We start from the raw sequence: 26,546 nt of genomic DNA on the forward strand, positions 1-26,546 counted from the left end.
TCTATGCGTTTTTCTTCGACCAGAGGGGATTGATGGCCGGCGCTGGCTTGCAGGGCACAAAAAGTAGTAACATCGACCCAAAGTATGTAGGGCAGTAGACGTCTGCCGGCTCCAGGATTTCGGCTTGAGACCCGGGGAAAGATCGGGTGAGCTTAACTATAATTACTCTTAGTTTAACGTCAACGCCTGCCTTGAGGAATTAAGCGATGAACACAACATGGTGCCGGGGAGTACCCGCCGCGCTGGGCGCGTGGATCCTAGTGGTTCTATCGGGCTGCGCGGGGGGCGAGGCGGCCACTCGCCCGGAATCGCCAGCAACCCCAGGCTCGGCATCGCGAGCGGCGGCTGAGCCGCAGGCCGACGCCGAGGCCATCCTCATGGGCATGGCCAAGTTCCTGTCCCAGGCCCAGGGTTTCATGGTGAGCATTCGGGGCGGCTACGATGTGGTCCAGCCCTCGGGCCAGAAGGTCGAGTTCGGGTATCTCCGGAAAGTCACCGTGAGCCGACCCGACCGCTTGCGAATTGAGGTCGAGCAGAGCGACGGGGATAAGAATCTAGTCCTCTTCGATGGCAAGGAGATCACGGTTTTCAGCACTCCGCGGAACGTCTACGCGAAGGCGCCGAAGCCTGGTAGCATCGACGAGGCGATCACTTATTTCATCCAGGAGCTTCGCATGCGACTGCCGCTCGCAATGCTGTTCGTCAGCCGGCTACCGGCCGAGCTTGATCGCAGGACTCAGTCTCTCGACTACGTCGAGAAAACAAACATCCTTGGTGTGCCCTCTCACCACTTGGCTGGGCGCACCGACACGGTGGACTTCCAGATGTGGGTTGCGGAGGGCGACCAGCCGCTACCGCTGCGGGTGGTGTTGACGTATAAGGATGCAGAAGGTGAGCCCCAATTCCGGGCACAGTTCTCCGACTGGAACCTCTCGCCGGAGGTCACCGACTCGATGTTTGCATTCACGCCCCCCGAGGGAGCGGAGAAAATTGCCTTCCTCCCGCAGTTGCGTGCGGTCGCTGTCCCGAGAAAGGAAGCGCCAGACCAGAGAGGAGAACAGCAATGAAAACCAGGCCATTAGTGATTGTCACGACCATCGTCACCGCCCTCGTGTTCCTGGGGGGACTCGTGGATGACGCGGACGCCCGGCGTGGAGGGGGCGGTGGTGGCTTTTCCCGAGGAGGCGGTGGTGGCGGGGCGGCCGCTCGTGGCGGCGGCGGTGGCAGGGCGGCCACTCGCAGCGGTGGATTCTCCCGCGGCGGCGCCGCGGCGAGCGGGAGCTTCTCGTCCCGGCCAAGCGGATCGGCCTCGCGCTCGGCAGGTATGCAGGGCCGCGCGGGCACGGCCTCCCGTCAGGCGGGTGCGACGCAGCGATCTGCGCAACGGTCCCAGACGCAGCAGACCTACGCCCGTCAGTCGGGAGCCGCCCAGAGATCGGGTCAACGGTCCGCAACGCGGCAAACAGCCTCCACGAATAGGGCCGACACCCGGACCTCGGGCCAGGCGGAGAGGACTGAGAGACAGGGCCAGCGCCAGGAGAGTTCGGCCGACAAGACGGAATCCCGCCAGCAGGGCTATACCGAGCGGACCGATGTGCGCCAGCAGGGCGCCACAGAGCGGGCGAGCGGCCGGCAACAATACGCGGACGATTACTACCATCACGGCCACAACGACCACTGGGACGACGACGATTTCGATGTGGGGGATGCCGTGGTGGCCGGCGTTGTAGTCGCCGGCACGGCTGCAGTCGTGGGTGCTGCTGTCTCGTCGGCCTCGACTCCAAGCTATACAACCTATAACTACTACAATACGCTGCCTTGTACCGCAGCGACGGTGGTCGCGGGCGGTGTGACCTACTACCAGTGCGGTTCCACCTGGTACAACCAGGCATACTCAGGAGGTAGCGTCACCTATGTGACCGTGGCTCCGCCGCCGGGATATTGAGAGCAGGCGGGTTATTAAAGTAGGGCCTACAAGGCTACCGGGAAAGGGGGTCGCGATGACGAAGCGCTGGGGAGTTCCATACGCGTTTGGGGCCGCGATGTTGCTGGTCGCGGGGTACACCGAAAAGTTCACCTGGCCCGACGGCGGCTCGCTGTTGGCGCTGTGCTACAACCAGTGGAAGCTCGTCTTCGCGCGATGCATTCGGTAGAGTTAACAAGCCTTGGAGGTAGGCCATGTTTGATCAAATACCCATTCGCCGAGTTATCGGCGCATTCGGAGTTGTTCTAGCCGGTTCGGTGTGGGCGCAGGGCGAGGGTGAACCCTCACTTCAGCAGGCGCAGGCTGAATGCTCCAGCATTGCCCAGCAGCAGACGGGCTCTAACCCCAATGCCGCCCCAACGACCACGGCGAGCCAACCGCAGGCGGGTGGCCGTGCCCGCGGCGCGGCGGCCGGGGCCATGGCGGGCGCAGCGAAGGGCCGGTCCAAGGCGAACCAGTACGACAACGTGCCCGACGAAGTCGCCGAGGAATACACCCGCAACCAGGTGCAAGACGCCGCCACGGCCGGCGCGGCCGTGGGTGCGGCCCGGCAGCGCCAGCAACGCCGACAGAGCGCGCAGGCCCAACAGCAGGCCCAGCAACAGCAAGCCGCCTCCGCCAACGCTTACAACCAGGCGTATGCCTCGTGCATGGCGGCCAAAGGGTTCCCGGGCCAGTAAAGGGAGCCAGTTCGACGGGGCGGAGGCGGTATCCGTTCCAAAACCGAGTATTAATAAGAGCGGTTACCGCCCGCCCTCCGAGGCATAGGAACCGGAGTCGCGGCTTCGCCGCTCGTGCCGATTCACAAGCCAACAGACTCGGAAGCTGTTCCAGATCAGCATCCACCTCAAGGCCAAACACTATCAACTAAGGGAAGGGGTAGTCGGTTAGCTCCATTGGCCGCCTCGACACAGGGCTCGACGAAGCGAAGGCGAGCGGCTGGACTGTGTTGAGCATGAAGGACGATTGAAAAAGCATCTTCCCGCCCGAAAAGAGATGAACTCCGAAACGACACAACAATAATGAAAACCACCCGCACACAAAACCACATCGCCGCCGCGCTCGGTTGCGCGCTGACCCTCACCGTTACAACACTCGTCGCGCAGGACGCTGCAGCCGAAGACGAAAAAGCCAAAGCCTCCGAGTTGGCGATGAAACTCCAGAACCCCGTCGCCAGCCTCATCAGCGTGCCGATTCAGAACAATTGGGACTTCGGCATCGGCGCGGCGGACGCCATGCGTTATACCGCCAACGTCCAGCCCGTGATTCCCTTCTCGATCAGCGAGAATTGGAATCTCATCACACGCACGATTCTTCCCATCGTCTATGCCGAGTCACCAGTGAAGGGCGGCGACAGCAAGTTCGGCCTCGGGGACACGGTGCAAAGCCTCTTCTTCTCGCCGAAAGCGCCGACGAGCGGCGGCTGGATTTGGGGCGCGGGTCCGGTCCTCCTTTGGCCCACGTCCACCGACGACGCGCTTGGCACCGGTAAAGTCGGCGCGGGCCCCACGGCCCTTCTGCTCCGGCAGGAGAAAGGCTGGACTTACGGGGCTCTGGCCAATCACCTCTGGTCCTTCGCCGGACAGGGGAGCACCGCCGACGTGAACGCGACGTTCCTTCAACCGTTCGTCTCCTACACCACGAAGACGTTCACGACGTTCGGCCTGAACACCGAGTCCACCTACGATTGGGAAAATAACCAATGGACAGCCCCGCTGAATTTGCAAGTCAGCCAACTCCTCAAGCTCGGCAAGCAGCCCATCCAGCTCACGCTCGGCGGGCGTTACTACGCCGAGAAGCCCGAAGGCGGACCGGACTGGGGCCTACGCTTCGTCGTCACGTTCCTGTTCCCGAAATGACCGCAGCGAAATACCCGGACCATAGCAAGTACACAACAATGAAAACCACCCGCAGAACGCTGACGGCTCGCTGGATGTCTACTTCCGCCCGACGGCTACCACCTCGGCAAGGGTTGGAATATCATCCTGCGTCTCTACGGCCCGCTCTAACCGTGGTTCGAAAAGACCTGGCGGCCGGGCGAGAGCGAACTCGTACAATGAAACCGAAAGGAACAACAACGATGTCTACAAGACTCATCACACTGACCACAATCCTCGCGCTGACCGCTGCGAGCTTCGCACTCCCGGCCTTCGCCGCGGATGAATCCTTCACCGGCGACGCCGGCACGATCGACAAAGAAAATGCCGGAAAGGCGTTCCAAAAGCGCCCCTACTCGCCCTACGCCGAGCGTCATTTCCCGGCGCGCCCGTTCTTCGGCGACACGCACCTGCACACCGGCTTCTCGATGGACGCCGGTTTGGCCGGCGCCCGGCTCTATCCGCGCGATGCCTATCGCCTCGCGCGCGGCGAGCAGGTCATGGCGTCGAGCGGACAGCCCGTGAAGCTCTCGCGCTCGCTCGATTTCCTCGTCGTCTCGGATCACTCGGACAACATGGGCTTCTTCCCGGAGCTTCTCGCCGGCAAGCCCTACATGCTCGCCAACCCCAAGGGCCGCCAATGGTATGACATGATCCAGGCCGGGAAAAACGCCGAGGCCGTGTTTGATCTCGTCAATACTTTTTCCCAAGGGAAATTCCCCAAAGAAATCATGTCCCTGCCCGGCACGCCCACCTTCCGCGGCGCGTGGAAGGAGACCATCGACGCTGCCGAGCATTACAACGATCCCGGCCGCTTCACCGCGTTCATCGGCTACGAGTGGACCGCGCTCAGCAAGGGCAATAACCTGCATCGCAACGTCATCTACCGCGACAACGGCGACAAGGCCATCCAGGTCGAGCCTTACACGTGCATCCCGCCGTTCGGCAGCATCAATCCCCCCGATCTATGGAAATGGATGGACGCCTATGAAAAGAAAACCGGTGGCAGCGTGCTCGCCATCGCGCACAACGGCAACCTGAGCAACGGCGAGATGTTCCCCATCGTCGAGTCCTTCGGCAAAGCCATCGACCGCGAGTACGTCGAGCAGCGCGCGAAGTGGGAGCGGCTCTACGAGGCCACGCAGATGAAGGGCGACGGCGAGACGCATCCCTTCCTCTCGCCGAACGACGAGTTCGCCGACTACGAGACTTGGGACAAAGGTAATCTCGACCTCAGCGAGAAGAAGAAGAACGAGATGCTCGAAGGCGAATACACCCGGTCGGCGCTCAAGAACGGCCTCAAACTTGAGGCGAAGTTCGGCACGAATCCTTACAAGTTTGGCATCATCGGCAGCACCGATTCCCACACCGGCCTCGCCACGGCGGAGGAGGATAATTTCTTCGGCAAGATCACGACCGGCGAGCCCTCGCCCGAGCGCCTGCACGCGAAGTTCATCAACAATCCGAAGTCCGGCTTGAGCATTTTCGATTGGGAAGTCGTCTCCTCCGGCTACGCCGCGGTCTGGGCCGAGGAAAACACGCGCGCCTCACTGTGGGACGCCATGCAGCGCAAGGAAACCTATGCCACCACCGGCTCGCGGCTCGTCGTGCGCTTCTTCGGCGGCTGGGAGTTTGAAAAAGCCGACGCAAGCTCACGCGAACCGGCTGTGATCGGGTATCGGAAAGGCGTGCCGATGGGGGGCGACCTCAGCTCTGCCCCGGGGGGCAAAGCGCCCACCTTCCTCGCCGCCGCGATGAAAGACCCGATCGGCGGCAACCTCGATCGCATCCAGATCATCAAAGGCTGGCTCGATGCCAAGGACGACGTGCATGAGAAAGTCTATGACGTCGCGTGGAGCGGCAACCGCAAACCCGGCGCGAACGGCAAGCTCCCCAGCGTCGGCAACACCGTCGATGTCGAGAACGCCACGTGGTCCAATACCATCGGCTCGCCCGAGTTGATCACCGTCTGGAAAGACCCGGACTTCGACGCCAAACAGCGCGCCTTTTATTACGTGCGCGTCATCGAAATCCCAACCCCGCGCTGGACCGCCTACGACGCGAAAAAGTTTGGCACCAAGCCGCTCCCCGGCACGAAGATGACCACCACCGAGCGCGCTTACACGTCACCCATTTGGTTCAACCCGGCGAAGTAGGAACCCGTGAGGTTTCATATGAAAAAACTCCTGCGCGAACCGCTGGTGCATTTCCTCATGCTAGGCGCGGGACTGTTCGTCGTCTTCGGCCTCGTGGGCGAGCGCACCCGTAGCGAGCCGGGAGAGATCGTCGCCACGCAGGGGCAGATCGAGTCGCTAGCGATCGGCTTCGCTCGCACCTGGCAACGTCCGCCCACGCACCGAGAGCTGGAGGGTTTGATCCACGACTATATTCGCGAGGAAGTCTATTACCGCGAGGCGATGGCACTCGGGTTGGACAAGGACGACATCGTCATCCGCCGCCGTCTTCGGCAGAAAATGGAATTCGTCACCGATGACGTCGCTGCCCAGGCCGAGCCCACCGATGACGAGTTGAGCGGGTATTTGAAAGCACACCCCGAGACTTTTAGCGTCGAGCGCCGGTTCACATTCACTCAGGTCTATCTCAACCCGGATCGCCGCGGCCAACATCTGGCGCGCGATGCTGAGCTACTGCTCGCGAAGTTAAACAAGGCCGGCGGCAAAGCCGATGTCTCGGCGCTGGGCGATCCTTTCTTGCTAAGCCATAAGTTCGAGGCGGTGCCGGCCAGCGAGGTCGCGAAGCAGTTCGGCGCAGCGTTCGCGGATAAACTGGGTGAGCTTTCGCCCGGCCACTGGCAGGGGCCGGTGGAGTCGGGCTACGGCGTGCATCTGGTGTTCGTCGGCCAGCGCACGGGGGGACGCGTTCCCGTGCTGGAGGAAGTGCGGGAAGCCGTGCGACGCGAGTGGGCCAACGCCGAACGGCTGGAAGCCAACGAGAAGTTCTATCAAGGGCTGCTCAAACGTTACACAGTGACCATTGAGCGTCCGCAGCCGGCGGACAAGCTCGCGGCGCAGAGCGGGCGATGAAACGCGTTTTCCTTGTCTTCTTGCTGCTCGCCGCCCCCGCCGTAGGGGTGCTCGCCCACGAGGTCCGGCCTGCCTATCTCGAGCTCAAGCAGAGCGGCCCGGAGACTTACGACGTGTTTTGGAAGGTGCCTGGTCGAGGCGAGGATCTCCGGCTCGGCCTCTACGTGGAGCTCCCGACTGGCACCACCAACCTGACCGAGCCGCGCGCCTCCTTCGTCAACAGCGCTTTTGCGGAACGCTGGAGCATCAAGCGCACCGGCGGTCTGACCGGCGGCACGATTCATATCGCCGGTCTCAGCGCGACGATGACCGATGTGCTCGTGCGCGTGGAACGCCGCGACGGAACTACGCAAGTCATCCGCCTTACGCCGTCTGCGCCGTCGTTCGTGGTGGAAGCCGCGCCGCGCGCACTGGACGTTTCCCGCACTTACCTCGTGCTCGGCGTCGAGCATATCCTTCGGGGCATCGACCATCTCCTGTTCGTGCTCGCGCTTCTCATCCTGGTGAAAGGCTCGTGGCGACTTGTCGGCACCATTACCGCTTTCACGCTGGCACACAGCATCACCCTGGCCGCGGCCACGCTCGGATTCGTGAGCGTGCCGGGACCACCGGTGGAGGCGGTCATCGCACTCTCTATTGTGTTCGTGGCCTGCGAGATCGTCCACCGTCGCCAGGGTCGGTCGGGATTGACCGAGCGCTGGCCGTGGGTCGTGGCGTTCACGTTCGGATTGCTGCATGGCTTTGGTTTCGCCGGCGCGCTCCACGAAGTCGGCCTCCCGCAGAATGCCATTCCTCTCGCGCTGCTGTTTTTCAACCTCGGCGTCGAGCTCGGACAACTCCTCTTCATCGCGTCTGTCATGGCCGCGCTGACAGGCTTGGCCTTTATCGGCAGGAGACTCAGCCAGCTCGGCATCAATCCGAAGCCCGCGTACGCCGCGTCGGAATCGGTGGCCGCCTATGCAATCGGTAGCGTTGCCGCCTTTTGGCTTATCGACCGAACGCTGAACTTTGTCTCCTGAAAAAGCCAGCACAGGACGCATCCCTGAAACGAAGAATACTAACAATGGCAAGGGCCGGTCTGTGCTCCTACGCCGCTACGGTCCACTAATCCATGTCCAGCCTGGATATCCGTTTGAGGCTTTATGTCACGCCGCGGGAAAGGTGAACAGCAGTCTTCAGACCGCGAGGATGCCGGCGTCGAGCACTTCGAACCGGACCTTGGGATGGCGCGGGCGCAGGGAACAGCGATCCCACTTGCTCTCCAGTTGTCGGAGCACGTTCTTGCGCTCCGCGACGGACAAGGGCCGCCATTTGATCTCGGCCACCAGCAACCGCTTCGCATCGTTCGGGTCGGGCGCGACCAAGTCCAGTTCGACGGCGCTCTCCCAGTGCCGCTGCGCACCCGGAAAGCGCGCCCGGCAGGAGTCTTCAAAGACCGTGGCGGTGTGGTCATGGATGAGCTTGCGCTTCTCCGCCGCCGGGTAGGTGCGCCACCGGCTCTGGTGCGGCGAATACACGCGAAACCAAAAGCGCATCGTCGGGTCTTGAATCCGGTAGAGGGTTTTCTTGGTGGAACGCACGCTTTCGCCGAACGGCAGTTCGCGTGTCAGGATGGAGGCGTCCAGCAGTTGTTGGAGTAACCGCGACAGGTTGGTCTGCGCCGTGCTCAGCCGGCTGGCGATTTCCGAGGGCCGCTCGGCACCCCGGCCCACCGCCTCCAGCACCGCCACGGCGTTCAGGCCGATGACACCCTCGTCGCGCAGAATCCGTTGCGGCTCTTGTTCCATGTAGGGGGCGAAATCGAAGTAGAGCGACTCCGCCAGCGCCACCACATCCTGCCCGGCCTCGACGAACTCCCAATACTTCGGGATACCGCCGACGCAGGCAAACTTCTCGAACGATTCCAGGTCGCCCGGGTCCTGTCCGCACGCCCGGCAGAACGCCGCGTAATCCATCGTCTGGACGTGCAGAAGTTTGCGCGCGCGACCGTAGAGCGGCGCGGCGCGATTGAGAAACAGGTCGTGCATCATGCGCGTGCTCGATCCGGCCAGGATCAACAGGCAGCCCGGCGGAAGCGAGTGGTCCAGCCACTTCTGCAACTGACTCGGCAGCGACGGGTCCACCGCCGTGAGGTAGGGAAACTCGTCCAGGCACAGTGCCCAGCGCCGCTCTTGCAGCGCGAGGATTTCCAGCAACTCCGGCCAGGTCTTGGGCACAAGCTGCGTTTCGAGCCGCGCGCGGAGGTCCTCGAACACCTGCTGAATCTGCAAATCGCGTTGCGCTTCGATGGCCTGGCTGTACAGGTCGTCACGGGCCGCAAGCCAGTGCCGCAACAGGCGCGTCTTGCCCACCCGCCGCCGGCCATACACCACCAGCAGTCCGCCCCGTTTCGCTGCGGCGTGCAGTTCTCGCAGTTCCGCTTTCCGGTTCACGAAATCCAGTTTCATGCGGGACAGCATGCCCGCGACCTTGATGTCTGTCAAACATTATGTTTGTCAAGCATAATGCTGGCAGGGCTTTTTCATCGTTGTGTCGTTTCGTAGTTCATTTCTTTTCGGGCGAGAAAATGCTTTTCCAATCGTCCTTCATGCTCACCACGGTCCAGCCGCGCGCCTTCGCTTCGTCGAGTCCTTTGTCGAGGCGGCCAATGGACGATTTGCGGTCGTAGGCGAATTCGCGTTCGGTGTCGGTGTGATGGACGTAGAGACAGAAGCGCGCCCCGTTGCCGGCAGCGGTCCATTGGAGCATTTGCAGGTCGCCGTCCGAATTGCCGAACGCGGTGATGGGGCGGCGGCCGATGAACTTCTGGATGGCGATGGGCTTGCCCTCCTTGTCGTCGATGAACTCCACCGCGGGCAGTTTCACGAGCACGGGCTTCCCATCCCGCATCTTGAACTGCTGCTTGCCCGTGCTGCCGATCACCTGCTCGGGCGGGATGCCATAGACCTTCTCCGCAAAGGCGCGCATGAACTCGATGCCGCCGCCGGAAACAATGAACGTCTTGAAGCCGTTCGCGCGCAGATACGCGAGCAGTTCGAGCATCGGCTGATAAGCCATTTCCGTGTAAAGCCGTCCCGTCTTGGGATGCTTCGCGGTGGCGATCCAATCGGTGACGATCTTCTCGAACTCTTCGGTAGTCATTCCCGAGTGGGTGATCGCGACCAACTCGAGCAGGGCGTGCTCGCCGCCGGCCAGCGCGCCTTTGAGGTCGCCCGTCAACACGGATTTGAACGGCTCCTGGTCCTTCCACTCCGGATGCTCCGCGGCCGTGGCCTTCACGCGGTCAACGGCGAAGAGAAACTGGAAATACATTGGCTGCTCGGCCCAGAGCGTGCCGTCGTTGTCGAACGTGGCGATGCGTTCGGCCACCGGCACGAAGTCCGATGAGCCTTCCTTGGTGACCTTCGCGACGAAGTCCACGATGGACTGTTTGGCCTTGCCGTCGTTCCAGGAGGGCAGTGCATCCGTAGCGTGAGCGAGGGTCGTTGCGAGCGCCAGCACGCAAGCGAGCGAGGCGGCCACGAGGTTTTGGGTGGGAATGGCTTTCATTGCTGCGTTCTCCTTGGGTTTGCCTTGGTCAATTCACTTTCTCGAAGTCCGGCAGCGGCCAGCAAGTCGGAGCGCCCGTGCCGGTCTACCGGACTGATTGAACAGCACTTGACGGCCATAAACAGGATGTTTATGTTTCGTCCCGTGATTCAATCCTTCGCCGACAGCGAAACGGAGCGCTTCTACACCGCGGGCAAATCCCGCCGTATGCCGACGGAGATCGTGGGTTACCACTGAGGAGACAGCATCATGGCCAAAAAGCGCTTGCCATTCATCCCGGCGAATTTCTGGCGGAAACGCTGGAGGAGCTGGGCCTCTCCCAGGCGGCGTTCGCGCGCGCCATCGGGGTGCCGCCGATGCGGATTTCGCATGTGATCAAGGGCGCGCGTCCGGTGACGGCCGAACTGGCCCTGCTGTTTGGACGGGGATTCAACCAGTCGCCGCAATACTGGCTCAACCTCCGGGCCGACTACGACCTGAAAACCGCCGAAGCCAGCATCGGGCCACGTTTGCACGCCATTCATTCCGTCACTCAAGCGTAGTTCTTCACTGCCGCTCGGCCGCGCGTCTATAACAGCCGGTCGCGCAGCAAGACGTGATGCGCTACGCCCAACTCCTTGGGGAGGCCAATCATGTATACCAAGCCGATAGCGAGGTCAGCCAGCCCCAAAGGCACGGCGATCAGTCCGAGATCGCCGAAGAGACCCGCCGGAATCAGGAGCAGCGCCCCCGCGTAGCGCAGGAACGACTCCCAGTAGACCAGCGAAGCGCGCCGCCCGAGGCTGCGGGAAGCGAGGATGAGCACCGCGCTGGTGTAGGCGAGAAAGCCGCCCACCAGCCAACCCCATAAAGGCGCGGGAATGTTCAGGCCCAGCGCCCGATAGACCGGAGGAAATATCAGAGTCAAACCCAACACTCCGTTGTAGACCCCGGACCAAAATACGAATTTAGTCATAGTAAAAGGCACCGCGAATCTCCATGAAAGGGGTATGCCGAGCACTTGAAGTTCCGGGAGCAGGAAAGCGGAACTGCCCCGGACGCCTACGACTAGTTGCCCGCGCCTTGCGTCAGCTTCTCCAGCACCTTGTCGAGGGAAAAGGTGCCGACTTTCTGGCTCGGCGGGAATTCCTTGAACGTGGCCAGGAACTGCCCGACATACTGCTGGGCCGGCACCAGCAGGAAGACGCGTTCTACCCTCCAACGGCTGTAGTCAATGCCCTCGTGGTCGGCGATTTCGAACGGATCGGAGCGGAGGTTGAAGAGCTTGGGGACGCGCAGCGTCACGAACGGCTCCTGCCAGACGTCGAAGCTGTGCGCGCGCTGTTCGGCGAAGACGAGCTTCCACTGGTTGTAGCGCAGCGCCACCAGCGAGCCGTCGTCGTTGAAGTAGAAAAACTCCTTGCGCGGGCCCGCACCCTTGCCGGCGAAGTAGTCGGTCTGGTTGTAGCCGTCGAGATGCACCTTGAAAGTCTCATTGCCGGCCTTGTAGCCCTTCTTCAGCTTTTCCTTGATGTCCGGCTCGCCTGCCGCTGCCAGCAGCGTGGGGATCCAATCCTCGTGCGCCACGATATCGTTGAAGACCGTGCCGGGCTTGACGACCCCCGGCCAGCGTACCATCGCCGGCACGCGGTAGCCGCCTTCCCAGTTAGTGTTCTTCTCGCCGCGGAACGGCGACGTGCCGCCGTCGGGCCAGGTAAACTTCTCGGCGCCGTTGTCGGTGGAATACATGACGATGGTGTTATCGTCGAGGCCGAGTTCCTTGAGCTTGTCGAGTACTTGGCCGACCTGGCCGTCGTGCTCGACCATGCCGTCGGGATAGATGCCGAGGCCGGTCTTGCCTTCGCTCTCTTTCTTAAGGTGCGTCCAGATGTGCATGCGGGTGAAGTTAACCCATAGAAAGAATGGTTTGTCCGCCTTCTTCGCTCGCTGGAGATAGTCGGTCGCGCCCTTGGCGATCTCCTCGTCAAACGTTTCCATCCGCTGCTTGGTGAGCGGGCCGGTGCTCTTGAACTTCTGGGTGCCGTCCGGGTTCGCCCAGGTGTGAATCACGCCGCGCGTCCCGTACTTCTTCCGCATTTCCGGATCCTTGAAGTAGTCTGGATTCTCCGGCTCCTCCTCGGCGTTCAAGTGGTAGAGGCTGCCGAAGAATTCGTCGAAGCCGTGGGCCGTAGGCAGGTGCTCGTCGCGGTCGCCCAAGTGGTTCTTGCCGAATTGCGCCGTCATGTAGCCCTGCGCCTTAAGCAACTGGGCGAGCGTGACGTCTCGCGCCTGCAGCCCTTCCTTGGCGCCCGGAAGGCCGACCTTGAGCAGGCCGGTGCGGAACGGCGTCTGGCCGGTGATGAAGGCCGCGCGCCCGGCGGTGCAGCTCTGCTGGCCGTAGTAGTCGGTGAACATCGCGCCTTCCTTCGCAATCCGGTCGATGTTCGGCGTCTTGTAGCCCATCATGCCCTGGTTGTAGGCGCTGATGTTCCAGTAGCCGACGTCGTCGCCCCATATAATAAGGATGTTGGGTTTCTTTTCCGCCGCATGGGCGGATGTTGCGAACAGAACGCCCAGCGCGAGGCCGAGCGCGGCGGCGATGCGTTTTTGTGTACGTATGGTTTTCATAATTATGTCCTTTCGATGGTCCGGATGTTTCGCCGCGGTAATTTCAGGAACAGTAACGTGACGATAAGATGAGATCAATACCGGCTTATGAAAGTGGTAGACTCGACACCCGCTTACCGTTCGACGAGCTTCGGAAACGCTCCAAGATCCAATGAAATAGCACACGCAAGATCCGAACGACACTCGTGGGCAAAAAAGAAGAGGCGAACCGGCCACCCGACGCCGCTGCCTGAAAACCGCTGCACCATGCTCTGCCGATGCAGCCGACCAATGAACGAGCGTACTAGGCGACTTCATATTAGGAGGCGCGGCTTATCGAGGTGTACCGTAGGACGAGTACCTTCCGGACAATATTCGACACCTTTGGCCGCGTTGTATATTGATAATTCTAAAGTACGACTTTATGATTATCATCGATGCGATATGTCAGCCGCGAGTTGGAAAGGCAAGTGCTCCGGGCGATCAAGGGCTTCCCGGCAATCGTCCTGACCGGTCCGCGCCGGGCCGGAAAAACCTCGCTCTTACGGCGCCTGTTTCCGAAGGCCAGCTACTTCCTGCTAGAAGACCCGGACATCGTGGTGCGGCTACGGACCGATCCACAGGGATTTCTAGATGCCGTGAAGACGCCCGTGATCCTCGATGAGGTGCAGAACGTGCCGGAGGTGTTCGCATTCGTCCGCACCCGCATCGACCGGGAGCCGCGCCGCGTCGGCCAGTGGCTGCTTACGGGCTCGCAGGAAGCGCCGCTCATGCAGGGGGTGTCGGAGTCCATGGCGGGCCGCGCGGCGGTCTTCCAGCTGCTTCCGCTGTCCACGCGAGAGACTCCGAGGGTCACGCTGCTACACGGGGGCTATCCCGAGCCCGTGGCGCGACCAAGCGATGCGCGGCTCTGGTTCAGCTCCTACCTGCAGACCTACCTGGAGCGCGATGTCCGGGCCGTCACCGCGGTGAAGGACCTCGCGACCTTCCGGCGCTTTCTGGCGTTCCTGGGGAGCCGCCACGGGCAGGTGCTGAACAAGAGCGATCTGGCCGCGGCGATCGGTGTCAGCGTGCCCACAATCACGCAATGGCTCGGCGTGCTGCAGACGACGGCGCAGATCCTGATCCTGCCGCCGTTCTACGAGAACCTCGGCAAGCGGTTGATCAAATCACCGAAGGTGTATTTCGCCGATCCGGGCCTTGCCTGCCATTTGCTGGGCGTCGACAGCGCCGCCGAGCTGGCCAAGTCGCCGTTCCTGGGCGCACTGTTCGAGGGCTTCATCGCCTCGGAGATCATCAAGCACCAAGCCAATGCCGGGGTACGCCGGGAGATCTACTACTTCCGGGATGCGCAAGGACTGGAGGTGGATTTCCTGATGCCGGGACGAGGAGGCTCTCTTCGGCTCGTGGAGTGCAAGGCAACCCGCACGGTCACGCCGGCTATGGCCGCACCGATGCTGCGGTTGGCCGGGGCGCTGAACGAGAAGCGCGGCGCAGGAACCAGGGTGGATATGGTGCTAGTCCACCAGGCGCCGAAGTCAGGTGCGCAGACGCCCGCCGTGGCACCGGGCGTCCGGGCTTTGCCATGGCGGGATTTCATCGAAGAGCTGTAACGCGGACATTAAGCACCGTGGCCCGGATGCAGTGTAGCGAGATCCGGATGATCGTGGCTCCGCATCCCGCCTCCCATGCGATCAGAACAACCGGCCGAGATAGAGGTAGATACTGTCGTTGCCCTGCTCGGCGTGACCGTAGGCCAGGTACACCGGGCCAAGCACCGTATCCACACCCAGGAACACCGACCCGGCGAGCAATGCATCGCCGGGCGCCAGGCTGATATCGTCGCGGCCCTCGTAGACGTTGCCGTATTCGAGCGAGACGCCGGCATAGGCGGGCAGCCACTTGATGTCGCCCAAACGGCGGTAGTAGCCGCTGCGCAGCAGCACCAACTGTTGACCGCTTAGCTGGTCTTGCGTAAAGCCGGACAACTTGGTAAATCCGCCTGTGCGGAAACGGTTCTGCACTGGCGCAACGCCGTCGGCGGTGTAGTCGAATTCGAACCCGCCGAAGAAGGTGTGCTTCTCCCAGGAGTGGGCGAGCCCGCCCGTAAACAGCAGTTGCGAGAAGTCGGAGTCCGCCCCCAGGCTCTCCACGGACTCGATCCATTCCAGGCTGCTGATGGCCCCCGAACGCGGCCAGTCTCGGTTGTCGAGCGAGTCGTAGTAAAGTCGCAGGTACGCCTCGGCGCTATCGAAATCGAAGTCAGAGAAGTCAGACGTTGCAGGGTCGCCGATGCGCACCTCCCCATCGCCCGCGTAGCGTCGCAGTCCTACTCTGATCTCGCCCCAGCGGCCGAGCACCCGGCCGGCGGCCAGACCGCCGCCGTAACGCTTCACGCGGACCTCTTCGATCTCCTCACCGCCCTCGAATCGACTGAAACTGCGGCTGTCGAAAAAGAGCTGTGGCGTAATGAAGTACCGCAAGCCGACATCGAGCGGTTGGTAGAACTCCGCCAGCGCCAGAGGCGATTCGCCGATCTGGGCGGCCAGCCGCAGCTCGCCGGCGCGGCGGTTGAGCGCGGTCTTGAGCAGGCTCACGCCGATATCCCAGGTGCTGTCGCCTTCGAGATCGGTCGACAGGGCGAGGCCGAGCTGGAGATAATTTGGCCCCCAGCTCTTGTCCCTCACATGCACGAGCAACCCCTGCTTGTCCTCTTCTTCAATGATTTCGTAACGAATACTCTCGAAGGTGTTCCAGCCGTATAACTCCTCGATGCTTCTCTTGAGCGTTCTTCTATCGAGTGGCTTGCCGATGAGCGCTTGGAAAGGATGCGCGAGGACGTCGTCGCCGATCTTGGACTGATTTTCTATGCGGACGAAGCCGACGATAGGCGCCTCCCAGACCTGTCCGCGACGGGCAGCCAGGTGGTCACTATAGCCGGCCGAGGTGATGGCCAGCTTGGCAAGCTTCGCGCGCGCAGTCTTGGCGGCGTCCGCGCCGAGGCCAATGGTATCGGCTGCACGATTGAAGTCAGAGGTCGAGATGTCGCCCAACTCGGGCTGGATGTAGATATCCGTCTCGCGCAAGGTGTCCAGTTGCCGCGTAACGTTCTGCTGGCCCACTATGTTTGAGTACTGCTCGATGATGGCCAAGGCAGAGGTAATCTCGCTGCGTTCCTTGAGCGGTGTGCCGACATTGACCACGATCGCAATGTCAGCACCCATCGCCCGCGCAACATCCAGCGGAACATTATTGGTCACCAGGCCGTCGACCAGGAGCCTGCCATCCATCTCCACGGCGTCGAACGCTCCAGGCACCGCCATGCTGGCACGAATCGCGCGGGCCAGATTTCCGGAGCTGAGTACGATCTCCTTCCCCGTCTCGATGTCGGTGGCCACAGCGCGGAACGGAATCGGCAGCTCGTCGAAGTGACGGATAGCGGCGACGTGCTGCGTCAGGCGGACCAGTTCCAGATCAAGCTTCTGGCCCTGTATGTAGCCGAGCGGCAACTCAAGCTGGCCGGATTCATATCCCAACTGTTTCTTGACGAGGTAAAGGTCGTCGTCGCGCTTGCGGCGAAACTGTCGCTCCGGTCGCGGCGGCTTATCCTCGAGCACGTCATCCCAGTCCATCTCCCGAATCTCGCGTCCGATCTCTTCGGGACTAAGGCCCGAAGCATACAGTCCGCCGACAATGGCGCCCATGCTGGTGCCTGCAATGCAGTCAACCGGAATATGCATCTCCTTCAGCACCCTCAGCACACCTACGTGTGCGGCGCCGCGTGCGCCGCCGCCGCCCAGCACCAGGCCGATCCTTGGGCGGCCCTGCGCTTGCGCTCCGGTCTTGTCGCAGGGTGCGGCAAGCGCGGGGTTCGAGCAGAGCGAGGCCCACAACGACAGTACTGCGATCCGATACAGGCTTCCGGTCACCATGCCGCCCTCCACTATATCTTCTCGTTGTGTATGAACGCCACGCTCATCGCATTCCGTGCGAAACACCCGGCAGGCCCGCTCGGATCCGGCGCGAGAAATCCCCCGCCCGGCCCGCCGCCCGCGCCCGCGCATTGACGAGACTGCGGCGTTGCAATTCGGGAAACGGAAGGCTGGTATCCAGCTTGCCGGCGTCATAGGCATAGGCCGGAACATGCCCGCTCAGGAACAGTTTCCAGGACAGAGGCAGGTGTCCGGGATTGACCCGCGTGTGCAGCCAGATGTTGGTCGTGCAATTGGTGATCAGCGTGTTGTAGAACTCCGGCTCGCCTTTCAGTACATTGATCTTGTGAATGTATGCGAGGAATAGTCGCCGTGCGTTCTCGCTGGGACCGTGGACCCGGTAGAGGTATACGTCCTCCGGAGGGTCCTTGCGGTAGTTGGTGCGCACCCGGATGACGTCACGTTCGTCAGCGACCACGTAAAACAATTCGTACTGCTTGAAGAACCCCTTGAGGGTGGAGTAGCCCTCGCCCACTTCCTTGCGCGTCTCGATGGAGACCGCGACGTGGTCGCTATTCCCGAACCCGAAGCTCACGAAGATGTGCGCGATGTCCGGCCCCATCCAGTAGACAGCGACCAAGTCCACCGCCTGAAGTTTATTCAGATCAAAAGTCTTGTCGTAGTAAGCAGGGGTAAAGTCGGTCTCGCTACGATAGGCGAAGTTGCGGATGTTGTGAACCGTTACGAGATCGCCATCGAGCGTCGCGTAGGGTAGCACCGCCACCTCCGGCTGCCACGCACGATCGTTGGCGGGCTCGATCCGGCTCCACCAGACGATCAGTGCCGCGAACACAACGAGGAATCCGGCCACCGCCCGTCCGCGCCAGCGCGGCCATGCCGCCAGAAAGCCGAGTGTGGCCAATCCGCATAGTCCGAATGCGAGGGCGATTGCAATGCGAGTCCGCTCGCCGGCGAAGTCGGAGTAGTACAGGGCAAGCGCACCCCACACCGTCGTGCCGGCGACAACCATGCCGAGCAGCAGGAGAGAGAACATTGCGGCAATGCGCTTCATCGCGATCACGCCGCGTCGCCATCCGAGGCGTTGCCGTCGTCGGACCGCCGCATTGACGCGCCCCGCCGCGGAACGAGCTCGACCGGGATGGGTGCGTTATTGTCCAGAGGCACGCCGCGCTACGGAAAAGCCATAACGAATCGTCGGTGCAATGGCGGATGTCGCTGACGGTCACCCTGGGATCCCTGTCCTCGGCGAGCTCCAGCAGAAATCCACCGCGAAGATAAGGGCGTTGTCACCGAGGGTACTAGGAAGAATTGACGCGCTTTTTCGTCAAGAAGAGTACTGATGGCCCAATGAGTTGTCAAACACGATGCGGCCCTCGTGTACGGAGAGGAACGGAGCGTCGATTTCGAAGAGCTTTCGCCGGAGCAAAGCGTGGTGCAGAGCGTGACCCGCCAGGATGTGCGCGGATGGGCTCTCGACGTGGGGTTGAGCGGGGTCCTCCCGATCGCCTGGGAGCCGCGCCTCTTGCTGGTTACGCCTTCGGCTCGGGCGACTCTCAGTCCAAGGCCGCAACCGATCTGTCGTTGTTGCTGCGCCGATTGGCTAGTCCAATCGAGATACGGCCACTATAATTCTTCGCGCACGTTCAACTCGTGAGGAGCCCATCATGCCAACAGAAAAAATTTACCCAGTGCCGGCGAATTTCGCGCATCGGGCATACGTCAGCGCCGAGCAATATCGAGCGCTGTATCAACGCTCGGTAGCGGACCCCGCGGCGTTCTGGGCGGAACAAGCGGCGGAATTCGTGACTTGGTACCGGCGCTGGGATAGGGTCGAAGACTGGGATTACCACGCCGCGAAGATCCGTTGGTTCGAAGGGGCGACGCTCAACGTCGCTTACAACTGCCTTGACCGGCACCTGGATGCGCGCGCAAACCAAGTCGCGATCCTTTGGGAAGGTGACGACCCCAAGGAGAGCAGGCACATTACCTACCGTGATCTCTACGAAAGCGTCTGCCGCTGCGCCAACGCGCTCAAGGCGTGCGGGGTCAAGCGCGGGGATCGGGTCGCGATCTACATGCCGATGATTCCGGAGACGGCGATTGCGATGCTTGCCTGCGCTCGGATCGGCGTCATCCACTCGGTGGTGTTCGGTGGCTTTTCCCCCGAATCGCTGAAGGATCGCGTCTTGGATTCGGATTGCCGTGCGGTGATCACCGCCGATGAGGGACTCCGGGGCGGCAAGAAGGTAGCGCTCAAGGCGAACGTCGATGCGGCCCTCACGGCCTGCCCCGAGGTGCATACCGTGTTGGTGGTGCGGCGGACCGGGGCGCCCGTCCCCTGGGATCCGGGCCGGGACCGGTGGTATCACGAGGAAACCGCGAAGGTAAGTAGTGATTGCCCCCCGGAGGTGATGGGCGCCGAGGACCCGTTATTTATCCTTTATACCTCGGGGTCCACCGGTAAACCCAAGGGCGTGCTCCACACGAGTGGGGGTTATCTCGTCTACGCGGCCATGACGCATCGATACGTGTTCGATTATCACCCCGGCGATATCTATTGGTGCACGGCGGATCTGGGCTGGGTGACGGGGCATTCGTACATTCTCTATGGTCCCCTGTGCAATGGCGCGACGACGTTGATGTTCGAAGGGATCCCGACCTCCCCTGATCCCGGCCGCTTCTGGGGCATCGTCGATAAACACCGGGTCGACATTTTTTATACCGCGCCGACGGCGATCCGCGCGCTCATGGCCCAAGGGGATGGGTGGGTCCAGCGCAGCCGGCGGACGAGTCTGCGCCTCCTCGGCACCGTCGGGGAGCCCATCAATCCGGAGGCCTGGGAGTGGTACTACCGGGTCGTCGGCGAGAGGCGCTGCCCGATCGTGGATACCTGGTGGCAGACCGAAACCGGCGGCATCCTGATCACACCGCTGCCGGGCGCGACACCGCTCAAACCTGGATCGGCGGGCTTACCGTTCTTTGGGATCGTGCCCGCCATCGTGGATGAGCAAGGCCGGGTGTTAGAAGGCGAGGCCGAAGGCGCCTTGGTCATCACCCGTCCTTGGCCCGGGCAGATGCGCAGCGTCTACGGGGATCATCAGCGCTTTGTGGACACCTATTTCCGGCGCTATCCGGGCTTTTTTGTGACCGGGGATGGGGCGCGCCGCGATGCCGACGGCTATTATTGGATCACCGGGCGGGTAGACGATGTCATCAATGTCTCCGGTCACAGGCTCGGCACCGCCGAGATCGAGAGCGCGCTCGTCTTGCACGAGAAAGTCGCCGAAGCCGCGGTCGTCGGCTATCCCCATCCGATCAAAGGCCAGGGGATTTACGCCTACGTAACGCTGATGAACGAAGAGGCGCCTTCAGAGGCGCTGCGTAAGGAACTGCTGGAGCATGTGAGGCGGGAAATCGGCGCCATCGCCACCCCGGATGTGATCCAATGGGCGCCCGGCCTGCCGAAGACGCGCTCGGGAAAAATCATGCGCCGCATCCTGCGCAAGGTCGCGGCGAACGAGATCGATAATCTCGGCGACATCACCACCCTTGCCGATCCCGCCGTCGTTCCCGATCTCATCCGCAACCGTGCCGTGGCCTAGCGCCGGCGACCGCGGCTCGATGCCGAAGTGCGGCAATGCAGCGGGGCGCCGTGCTTGCTCGAGCATCGAGCCGCGGATTACGGCATAATCATATTGGATTTCCCTTGTTCCCCGGTAAATACGACCATGAACTTGAGCGGCGTGGTACCCAGGTTGCGCGCCTTGTGCCAGGTGTTCACGGCCTCGAGAAACCCTTGCCCGGCTTGGAAAGACTGCTGCGTGCCGTCGTCGAACTCGACCGTGAACGTACCCTCGATGACATAGATGTACGGGGAGCTCGGGTGTTGGTGACGATCGCTTTCGCCACCGGGTTCGAGATCAACGAGCAGCGCGGTCACTTCGGGTTGGTTCGTTGCTGGGTATTGGAGCGCTTGTCCCTTGATCGTCGTCGAACCTTTGAAGACTTCGGTCGCTTTGAAACCGGCCGCCGCCTGCGCGCCGGCGCCAATGACGCCGAGTAAAGTGAAGAATGCGGTAAGCAAGACTGAACGTAGCATCTGAGCTCTCCCTCGAAAATCGCCGTTGGTCGTCTCTTATTGTAGCCCAAGGTCGGCGCGGGGACGCGCCGCCGCATAAAGGTACGCGCGTGAGGCGGGAAGATCATTGAGACCAGGGCGGTTGAAGGCGACTTGAAATACTTGCAGCCAGCCGGTGGTGAAGGAGGCGATGGAACCGCAAAGATAAAGGCGCCAAGCCCGGACGAATTGCTCGCCATGCTCGCCACCCACCCGTTCGGCGTGATGCTCGAAGCGTGCGAGCCAATCGCCCAGGGTGCGAACGTAGTGTAGGCGCAGGTTCTCGATGTCCAGGACCGACAGGGCATGGGGCTCGAGTACTTCCATGATCTCGCGCAGCGTCGGGGCATAGGTCCCCGGAAAGATGCGCTTTTCGACCCAACTATTGACGCGATAGGCTTTGTTGCGGCCGATGCAGTGGATGAGCCCGCGGCCCTGGTCCTTCAAGCAGCGATCGATCACCGATCCGAACGCCCGATAATGCGCGGCGCCTACGTGCTCCAGCATCCCGACCGATACGAAAGCATCGTAGTGTCCGCGAATATTCCGGTAGTCGTCCTCGATGAACATCACCCGTTCCGCGAGACCTTGGTCGGCGGCGCACTTGCGCGCGTATTCGATCTGCCGCTTGGAGAGATTATAGGCAGTGACCGTCACCCCGTAAGTCCGCGCCATGAAGAGCGCGAGGCCGCCCCAACCACATCCGGCCTCGACCACGGTCTCTCCGGGCTGCAGGCGTAGCTTGCGGCAGATATGATGCATTTTGGCGATCTGCGCCGCTTCCAAGCTCATCCCCGGTCGCGGATAGTAGCCGCAGGAATATTGCATGGCGGCGTGATCGAGCCAGAGCCGGTAAAAGCCGTCACCGAGATCGTAGTGGTGGCGGATGTGAGCGCGCGACGCTTCCTCTGAACCGCGCCGCGGCCGGCGCTCGCGCCACAGGCCCACGAGATAAGGCCGCCGGGCCAACGCGGTTTCGTAGGCGCGGAAGGCATCCTGCAGGAATACGCCTAGATCCCCGCGCACGTCGATGTCGCCCCTCGCGTACAGCTCCCCGAGGAACACATGCGGGTTGAGGCATAAGCGGTAGAGGGCCGCCCGGCTCCGGATCATGAGCGCACTCCGCGCCACCGTTCCCAAAGCGCGGATCTCCTCGCCGTTCCATAGGGCGATGGCGAAGGGCGGGTGGCCGAGAACGTCCAAAATCGTTCTTAGGATCCAACGCTCGAGGCGCGTTACCGCCGCACCCTTGGGGTAAAGTGACGCGGGTACCGGTGCGGCCGGGGCTAATGCGGGTAAATCGAATGGCTCGGCGTGATGCTCGCGCACCGCATATCCGCTCTCGTCCGCCATTCCCGCCAACCTCCATTCCGATGGATCACGATTGCTATTCTAACGCAGCCGGCGTCACGCGTAGCGATCGGGAGCGTTACTCCGGCCCAACGCGCGCTGGCGGCGCGCCGAGGCACTGCTTCTCAAATGCCTCGGCGGCGAGTTCCAAGAGCCGGTGGCCCGCGCGCAGCAAGCCGTTGGCGAGATCCTCACTCGGATCGTCACCGGCGTCGCGCAACCCGTTCACGGTAAAGATGGCATCGGCCGGCAGCATACCTGTCAGGTTTGCTTGCAACAGAGGCAATGGGATCGGTGCGTTTTTGTCCACGCCTATTAGGTGAAGCAAGGCCTGTAAGCCAGTTTCGACAGCCTCACGAAGCGGGACGAGCGCCTCGCGGCGGAAGCCGCCCTCCGCCAAGACTTGCGCTATGCGCTGTTTGCGCGCGGCCTCCTCGAAGCGCTTCCGGGCCTCGCTGATCCGCCGGTGCCGATCATGGCGGTGTTCTTGCGCCAGAGACGCTCCCCGGTGCAGGGTCTCTGCCGCCCCCGTATGCAGGGTGAGAACGCCGGCAGCGGCGAGTCTTTGAATGATTTCATACGTAGCGCGATCGAGGATTTCGACGCCGGGCGATTGTGAACCCAAATGTTCCCCCACGGTCTCGGTGATGGACTGGCGAACCGCGTCATCCACCCGATCGCATACCGCGATGACCGTCGGGGGCTTAGCATCACTACGATGGACCTCGAGCAGATCCAAGCGCTCGCGCCATCGGGCCAGTGCATCCTCGCGCAACTGGTCTTCCGGCCGCCCATCGCGGCGGGATGGAGTTGCATGCGCGGCGCTCGGAACGGTTTGGCCTACGAGGTTCTGTAAGCGTTCCATGAACGCGGCGCGCCCGGAAGGGAGGGTCATCTCGCGGACCTCGGCCGTGCCGTCCACGACGCCCGCCGCCAAGGTGCGTTTTTGGTCCAAGAGGCTTAGCATCCGGTGCTCGATGGAGTGCTCGGTCACGAGGTTGATGACCTGTACTTGGCGCTTCTGGTGCTTGCGCCAGGCCCGGGCGATGCGTTGCTCGAGCTTTGCCGGGTTCCACGGCAAATCCAGATTGATCACGACGTTCGCGGCTTGCAGGTTGAGCCCGACGCTGCCGGCGTCCGTGGACAGGAACAGCCGGCAGCGTGGGTCGTCCTTGAATCGCCGGATCTCCTTGCGGCGCTTCTCTTGCGGCACCGACCCCGTGTGCCACGCATACGAGAGGCCCCGCTCCTCGCATATAACGCGGACCAGCTCCAGCATCCGCTGGAGAAGATGATGAGCTTGGGATCACCGCTTTCCAGCAACTCATCGAGGACGTTTCTGAACTCGTCAATCTTCGGCGCCACGCGGCAATCGCGGTCAAGGATGTAAGGGGTGTCGCAGAGCATGCGCATGCAGGCGAGCCATTTCTGGAGCTTCTCCATCTCCTCGCGCAGGAGGGGGCGGCGCTTCGCCTGGGCCATGAGACGGGCCACCCGCGTTTCGTACTCCTCATAGCGCGTGGCCTGCTCGGGCGCCATGGCCACGAAGTAGGTGTTCACCGTGCGTCCCGGAAGCTGGTCCTCGACCTCGTCCTTACGCCGACGCAGCATGAGGGGCCGCAGGCGGCGGTGAAGCTCATCGAGATTTTTGTAGCCCACCGGCCGTCCGCGCTCGTCCAGCGCATAGAAGTCCCGGTTGAATTGAAACAAGGGCCCGAAGATACTCGGGTCCAGGAACTGGACGATGGAATAGATCTCGTCGATGCGGTTCTCGACGGGCGTGCCGGTGAGCACGAACGCGTAGCGGCTCGTGAGGCGTTTGACTGCCTCCGCCGTGCGGGTCTGCCAGTTCTTGATGCGCTGGGCCTCGTCGAGCACGATCACATCCGCGGCCAGCACTTCGTTAATCTCACGGCGATCGGGACGCACCTGCTCGTAGTTGACCAGATAGAAAAAAGACGCTTGCCGATATTGCTTGAGCCGGAGCGCCCGCGGGCCTTGGATCACACGCGCGGGCAGCGCCGTAAACTTAACAATCTGCTCCTCCCATTCGGCCTTGAGCGAGGCTGGGGCCACGACCAGCACCCGCTCGATACCGCGCAGCCGCCGTAACAGCTCACAGGCGGCAATCGCTTGGATGGTCTTGCCGAGACCCATCTCATCCGCTAGGAGCGCCCGTCCGCTGAAGGCGAGATGCAGCATCTCTTCCTGCTGATAGGGATAGAGCGGCGCGCGCAGCATCTCCATGCTCCGCTTGCCGGCCGCGACATCGGCCTCGAAGTCCTTGCGGCTTTGCTCTTGCTCGGCCCGGTGGCGCAGTTTCACCAGCGAGGGGACGAGGTGGCGGGAGAGCCGGATCATTTTCCTGAGGCGCGGCGGGGCCTTGCCGATCGTGCGTTCTATCGCCGGGAGCGCGGCGAGCGGATCGCCGAGCAGCGCACCCTCGCTGGAGAAATAAGCGGCGAGCAACCGCCCCGGCTCGGAATCTCCGGACCCGCGCTTTGGCGGTTGGATCTTGAAGCGGGCGTCACGCCGATCGAGGAACACCTCCAGGCGCTTGTTACCGCGCGCCCGTGCTTCCTGGTAGCCGCGCCGCCGGCTCAAGACCTGTAGCGTGGCCTCGATGTGCTTGCAGGTACCGAGGCTGCTGACTTGGTGATCCGGGCAATCACAGGAATTGATATGCTCGCCGAGCGAGCGGATCTCGACGCAATACGGTTCGGCGCTGGCCGAACGAGCGCTGAAGCTGCCAAAGGGATCGTGTTCGGGTTCGAGCGGTTCGATGCGTATGGTTTCTTCGCGAGCGCGCTGGCGGCGGCGCTCGATCTCCTCCTCGTCGCTGGTCTGCCAGCCTAAGAACTGGGGACGAGTTGGCTTGCGAGCGGGCGCTTTACCGCGCGATCGCTTGGTCTGGGTCATGGCGGGTATCGGTTGCACGGGCGGCTACCGGGAATAATAGCGAGTTAGGCCCTCAGGGGCTATGGGCTCAGAGTTTGTGAAAGAACTGTCGCGAGCGAAGGGTGGTCGCGTTCCGCCGGAGCGCAGGAACCGGAGTGTATGTTAAAATACATGAGAATTCCGAGCACCGCCGGAACGCGAGATCCCGAGCGCAGTAGGTTTTTTCACAAACTCTCAAGGGAACCTCACGCCTCCGAACATTCCGGCGCGACGCCAGCAATAAAAGACCTGCCTAGCCAGGTAGTGTCTCAGTTTGAATTTCGGCTTCCGACCCATATAGGCCACTCAACGATCAGAGGCCAGTGTCTGCTTCGTGGCGTTTTGCCTACCGTCGTAGTGAGGTACACCATCAGCTTGGGAAAGCTGATGGGGGACATCGGGTATCCTGCGCTGTCCGGCGAAGGGGACAGTTCCTGATCGACGCACCTAAGGTAGCAGTTAGCTTCTTGTCGTCGTTTAAATCTCCAAGCCAGTACAACCGCACTCGCACTACAAAATCCCGGCATGATCTGTCGCCTATCATGATCCGACCGCCCCTCCTCCCCTAGGGTGGGCCGTCCGTCGGACTGATGCCATGGCAGGTTACCGTCGCTCCGGCAGATTTGCACATTCATTTGCGTTAGCTAGAATCTCCGTTTCGCTCGCAGCGCCGAGATAGCACCGAGCGGTGCCGAAGTGCCGCACCCTGCTGCATCGTGATCCGTCCATCGGCGGCCGTTGCTTAGTCAACCGGAGAGTTATATGCCAAGAACCAGTCCGAAGCTTAAAGTGACAAAGCCGAAAAATGTTTTCAAAAAACCGCTACAGGCTGATTTTAAGGCGTTGTTCAAGGCGCTGTCGAAAGGCGTCGGCCACACCGCCATTGGCAAATGGGAAGAAATTGGCACCGATACAGTGGAAGCATTATCTGCCGTGGGGCTATCCACAGAACCCGGTGAACTTGCATTTCTCCTCGTCCGCCGCTCCATCGCGAAAGCGCTGTTCGAGCTGGTAGGACAGAGTGCCAGCCTGCAATTGGCAGGTAGTAAAGTAGACTCTGATGCACTCGTCGAACAACTCGATTTTTCTATCTCACTTCGCCCTGTTCACATCGACCGCAAGTTCCTGGACCGACCTTCGGAGCTGCCT

The 26,546-nt window shown here is 62.0% G+C and carries 21 protein-coding genes and 1 pseudogene; 12 read left to right on the forward strand and 10 right to left on the reverse strand.

The features are described 5' to 3' along the window. Positions 1–206: 206 nt before the first annotated feature. The 8 genes from M3436_04610 (at position 207) to M3436_04645 (ending at position 7,924) form a co-directional block, all read left to right on the forward strand. Complete coding sequence (locus M3436_04610; GenBank protein MDQ3563439.1) at positions 207–1,067, forward strand: DUF2092 domain-containing protein; 861 nt, start codon at positions 207–209, stop codon at positions 1,065–1,067. After that, positions 1,064–1,945: a hypothetical protein gene (locus M3436_04615; protein ID MDQ3563440.1), complete on the forward strand. Its 882-nt coding sequence runs from the start codon at positions 1,064–1,066 to the stop codon at positions 1,943–1,945. Before M3436_04610 ends, M3436_04615 begins: the two co-directional genes overlap by 4 nt. Before the next feature lie 55 nt (positions 1,946–2,000). Further along, a complete protein-coding gene (locus tag M3436_04620; GenBank protein ID MDQ3563441.1) occupies positions 2,001–2,153 on the forward strand; it encodes a hypothetical protein in 153 nt (50 codons plus the stop codon). 25 nt (positions 2,154–2,178) lie between these two features. After that, on the forward strand, positions 2,179–2,664 hold the full coding sequence (locus M3436_04625) for a hypothetical protein (protein ID MDQ3563442.1): 486 nt from the start codon (positions 2,179–2,181) through the stop codon (positions 2,662–2,664). A gap of 342 nt (positions 2,665–3,006) precedes the next feature. Next, the gene (locus M3436_04630; protein ID MDQ3563443.1) at positions 3,007–3,843 is read left to right on the forward strand and encodes a transporter; all 837 of its coding nucleotides are present in this window, start codon (positions 3,007–3,009) and stop codon (positions 3,841–3,843) included. A 221-nt stretch (positions 3,844–4,064) separates the two neighbouring features. Then, entirely contained in the window at positions 4,065–6,017 is a 1,953-nt protein-coding gene (locus M3436_04635; protein ID MDQ3563444.1) for a DUF3604 domain-containing protein, read from the forward strand. Between the two features lie 18 nt (positions 6,018–6,035). After that, a complete protein-coding gene (locus M3436_04640) occupies positions 6,036–6,905 on the forward strand; it encodes a peptidylprolyl isomerase (protein MDQ3563445.1) in 870 nt (289 codons plus the stop codon). After that, positions 6,902–7,924, forward strand: a complete 1,023-nt coding sequence (locus tag M3436_04645) for a HupE/UreJ family protein (protein MDQ3563446.1) — start codon at positions 6,902–6,904, stop codon at positions 7,922–7,924. Before M3436_04640 ends, M3436_04645 begins: the two co-directional genes overlap by 4 nt. A gap of 156 nt (positions 7,925–8,080) precedes the next feature. Here M3436_04645 and M3436_04650 read toward each other — a convergent pair whose 3' ends face one another. Together M3436_04650 and M3436_04655 are read right to left on the reverse strand one after the other, a co-directional pair. Beyond that, the gene (locus M3436_04650) at positions 8,081–9,388 is read right to left on the reverse strand and encodes an ATP-binding protein (protein MDQ3563447.1); all 1,308 of its coding nucleotides are present in this window, start codon (positions 9,386–9,388) and stop codon (positions 8,081–8,083) included. 61 nt (positions 9,389–9,449) lie between these two features. Then, positions 9,450–10,454 (reverse strand): haloacid dehalogenase-like hydrolase, encoded by a 1,005-nt coding sequence (locus tag M3436_04655; protein MDQ3563448.1) that lies wholly within the window; start codon positions 10,452–10,454, stop codon positions 9,450–9,452. Positions 10,455–10,687: 233 nt separating this feature from the next. On the opposite strand from M3436_04655, the gene M3436_04660 reads away from it, so the two are divergent. Next, positions 10,688–10,996 carry a HigA family addiction module antitoxin gene (locus M3436_04660; GenBank protein ID MDQ3563449.1) on the forward strand — a complete coding sequence of 103 codons (309 nt, stop codon included), beginning with the start codon at positions 10,688–10,690 and terminating at the stop codon, positions 10,994–10,996. Positions 10,997–11,022: 26 nt separating this feature from the next. On the opposite strand, the gene M3436_04665 is transcribed toward M3436_04660, so the two are convergent. Both M3436_04665 and M3436_04670 read right to left on the reverse strand, forming a co-directional pair. After that, entirely contained in the window at positions 11,023–11,409 is a 387-nt protein-coding gene (locus tag M3436_04665; GenBank protein ID MDQ3563450.1) for a hypothetical protein, read from the reverse strand. 92 nt (positions 11,410–11,501) lie between these two features. After that, positions 11,502–13,061: an arylsulfatase gene (locus M3436_04670; protein MDQ3563451.1), complete on the reverse strand. Its 1,560-nt coding sequence runs from the start codon at positions 13,059–13,061 to the stop codon at positions 11,502–11,504. Positions 13,062–13,477: 416 nt separating this feature from the next. Between M3436_04670 and M3436_04675 the strand changes: the two genes are divergently transcribed. After that, the gene (locus M3436_04675) at positions 13,478–14,653 is read left to right on the forward strand and encodes an ATP-binding protein (protein ID MDQ3563452.1); all 1,176 of its coding nucleotides are present in this window, start codon (positions 13,478–13,480) and stop codon (positions 14,651–14,653) included. 81 nt (positions 14,654–14,734) lie between these two features. Here the strand turns inward: M3436_04675 and M3436_04680 are convergent, their stop codons facing one another. Continuing rightward, positions 14,735–16,972, reverse strand: a complete 2,238-nt coding sequence (locus M3436_04680) for a patatin-like phospholipase family protein (protein ID MDQ3563453.1) — start codon at positions 16,970–16,972, stop codon at positions 14,735–14,737. A 43-nt stretch (positions 16,973–17,015) separates the two neighbouring features. Next, entirely contained in the window at positions 17,016–18,044 is a 1,029-nt protein-coding gene (locus M3436_04685; protein MDQ3563454.1) for a DUF4105 domain-containing protein, read from the reverse strand. A 613-nt stretch (positions 18,045–18,657) separates the two neighbouring features. Between M3436_04685 and acs the strand changes: the two genes are divergently transcribed. Further along, positions 18,658–20,595, forward strand: a complete 1,938-nt coding sequence (acs, locus tag M3436_04690) for an acetate--CoA ligase (protein MDQ3563455.1) — start codon at positions 18,658–18,660, stop codon at positions 20,593–20,595. A gap of 77 nt (positions 20,596–20,672) precedes the next feature. Here the strand turns inward: acs and M3436_04695 are convergent, their stop codons facing one another. From M3436_04695 to M3436_04710, 4 genes and pseudogenes are all read right to left on the reverse strand, one after another. Then, the gene (locus M3436_04695; protein ID MDQ3563456.1) at positions 20,673–21,092 is read right to left on the reverse strand and encodes a cupin domain-containing protein; all 420 of its coding nucleotides are present in this window, start codon (positions 21,090–21,092) and stop codon (positions 20,673–20,675) included. 36 nt (positions 21,093–21,128) lie between these two features. Continuing rightward, complete coding sequence (locus tag M3436_04700; GenBank protein MDQ3563457.1) at positions 21,129–22,463, reverse strand: cyclopropane-fatty-acyl-phospholipid synthase family protein; 1,335 nt, start codon at positions 22,461–22,463, stop codon at positions 21,129–21,131. Positions 22,464–22,539: 76 nt separating this feature from the next. After that, a complete protein-coding gene (locus M3436_04705; GenBank protein ID MDQ3563458.1) occupies positions 22,540–23,739 on the reverse strand; it encodes an SWF/SNF helicase family protein in 1,200 nt (399 codons plus the stop codon). Positions 23,740–23,984: 245 nt separating this feature from the next. After that, positions 23,985–24,662, reverse strand: a pseudogene (locus tag M3436_04710) (SNF2-related protein). 1,497 nt (positions 24,663–26,159) lie between these two features. Between M3436_04710 and M3436_04715 the strand changes: the two are divergent. Next, the coding region (locus M3436_04715) for a hypothetical protein (GenBank protein ID MDQ3563459.1) at positions 26,160–26,546 on the forward strand (387 nt) is incomplete at its 3' end.

It is taken from the genome of Pseudomonadota bacterium (assembly GCA_030859565.1).
In the GTDB taxonomy this organism is placed as follows: Bacteria; Pseudomonadota; Gammaproteobacteria; order JACCXJ01; family JACCXJ01; genus USCg-Taylor.

Excerpts from the sequence above, each read along its gene's own strand:
- M3436_04700 (MDQ3563457.1), bottom strand. The coding sequence starts at position 22,463 with ATGGCGGACGAGAGCGGATATGCGGTGCGCGAGCATCACGCCGAGCCA.
- M3436_04670 (MDQ3563451.1), bottom strand. The coding sequence starts at position 13,061 with ATGAAAACCATACGTACACAAAAACGCATCGCCGCCGCGCTCGGCCTC.
- M3436_04635 (MDQ3563444.1), top strand. The coding sequence starts at position 4,065 with ATGTCTACAAGACTCATCACACTGACCACAATCCTCGCGCTGACCGCT.
- M3436_04620 (MDQ3563441.1), top strand. The coding sequence starts at position 2,001 with ATGACGAAGCGCTGGGGAGTTCCATACGCGTTTGGGGCCGCGATGTTG.
- M3436_04630 (MDQ3563443.1), top strand. The coding sequence starts at position 3,007 with ATGAAAACCACCCGCACACAAAACCACATCGCCGCCGCGCTCGGTTGC.
- acs (MDQ3563455.1), top strand. The coding sequence starts at position 18,658 with ATGCCAACAGAAAAAATTTACCCAGTGCCGGCGAATTTCGCGCATCGG.
- M3436_04655 (MDQ3563448.1), bottom strand. The coding sequence starts at position 10,454 with ATGAAAGCCATTCCCACCCAAAACCTCGTGGCCGCCTCGCTCGCTTGC.
- M3436_04685 (MDQ3563454.1), bottom strand. The coding sequence starts at position 18,044 with ATGAAGCGCATTGCCGCAATGTTCTCTCTCCTGCTGCTCGGCATGGTT.
- M3436_04615 (MDQ3563440.1), top strand. The coding sequence starts at position 1,064 with ATGAAAACCAGGCCATTAGTGATTGTCACGACCATCGTCACCGCCCTC.
- M3436_04680 (MDQ3563453.1), bottom strand. The coding sequence starts at position 16,972 with ATGGTGACCGGAAGCCTGTATCGGATCGCAGTACTGTCGTTGTGGGCC.
- M3436_04645 (MDQ3563446.1), top strand. The coding sequence starts at position 6,902 with ATGAAACGCGTTTTCCTTGTCTTCTTGCTGCTCGCCGCCCCCGCCGTA.
- M3436_04675 (MDQ3563452.1), top strand. The coding sequence starts at position 13,478 with ATGCGATATGTCAGCCGCGAGTTGGAAAGGCAAGTGCTCCGGGCGATC.
- M3436_04610 (MDQ3563439.1), top strand. The coding sequence starts at position 207 with ATGAACACAACATGGTGCCGGGGAGTACCCGCCGCGCTGGGCGCGTGG.
- M3436_04625 (MDQ3563442.1), top strand. The coding sequence starts at position 2,179 with ATGTTTGATCAAATACCCATTCGCCGAGTTATCGGCGCATTCGGAGTT.
- M3436_04665 (MDQ3563450.1), bottom strand. The coding sequence starts at position 11,409 with ATGACTAAATTCGTATTTTGGTCCGGGGTCTACAACGGAGTGTTGGGT.
- M3436_04640 (MDQ3563445.1), top strand. The coding sequence starts at position 6,036 with ATGAAAAAACTCCTGCGCGAACCGCTGGTGCATTTCCTCATGCTAGGC.
- M3436_04705 (MDQ3563458.1), bottom strand. The coding sequence starts at position 23,739 with ATGCTGGAGCTGGTCCGCGTTATATGCGAGGAGCGGGGCCTCTCGTAT.
- M3436_04695 (MDQ3563456.1), bottom strand. The coding sequence starts at position 21,092 with ATGCTACGTTCAGTCTTGCTTACCGCATTCTTCACTTTACTCGGCGTC.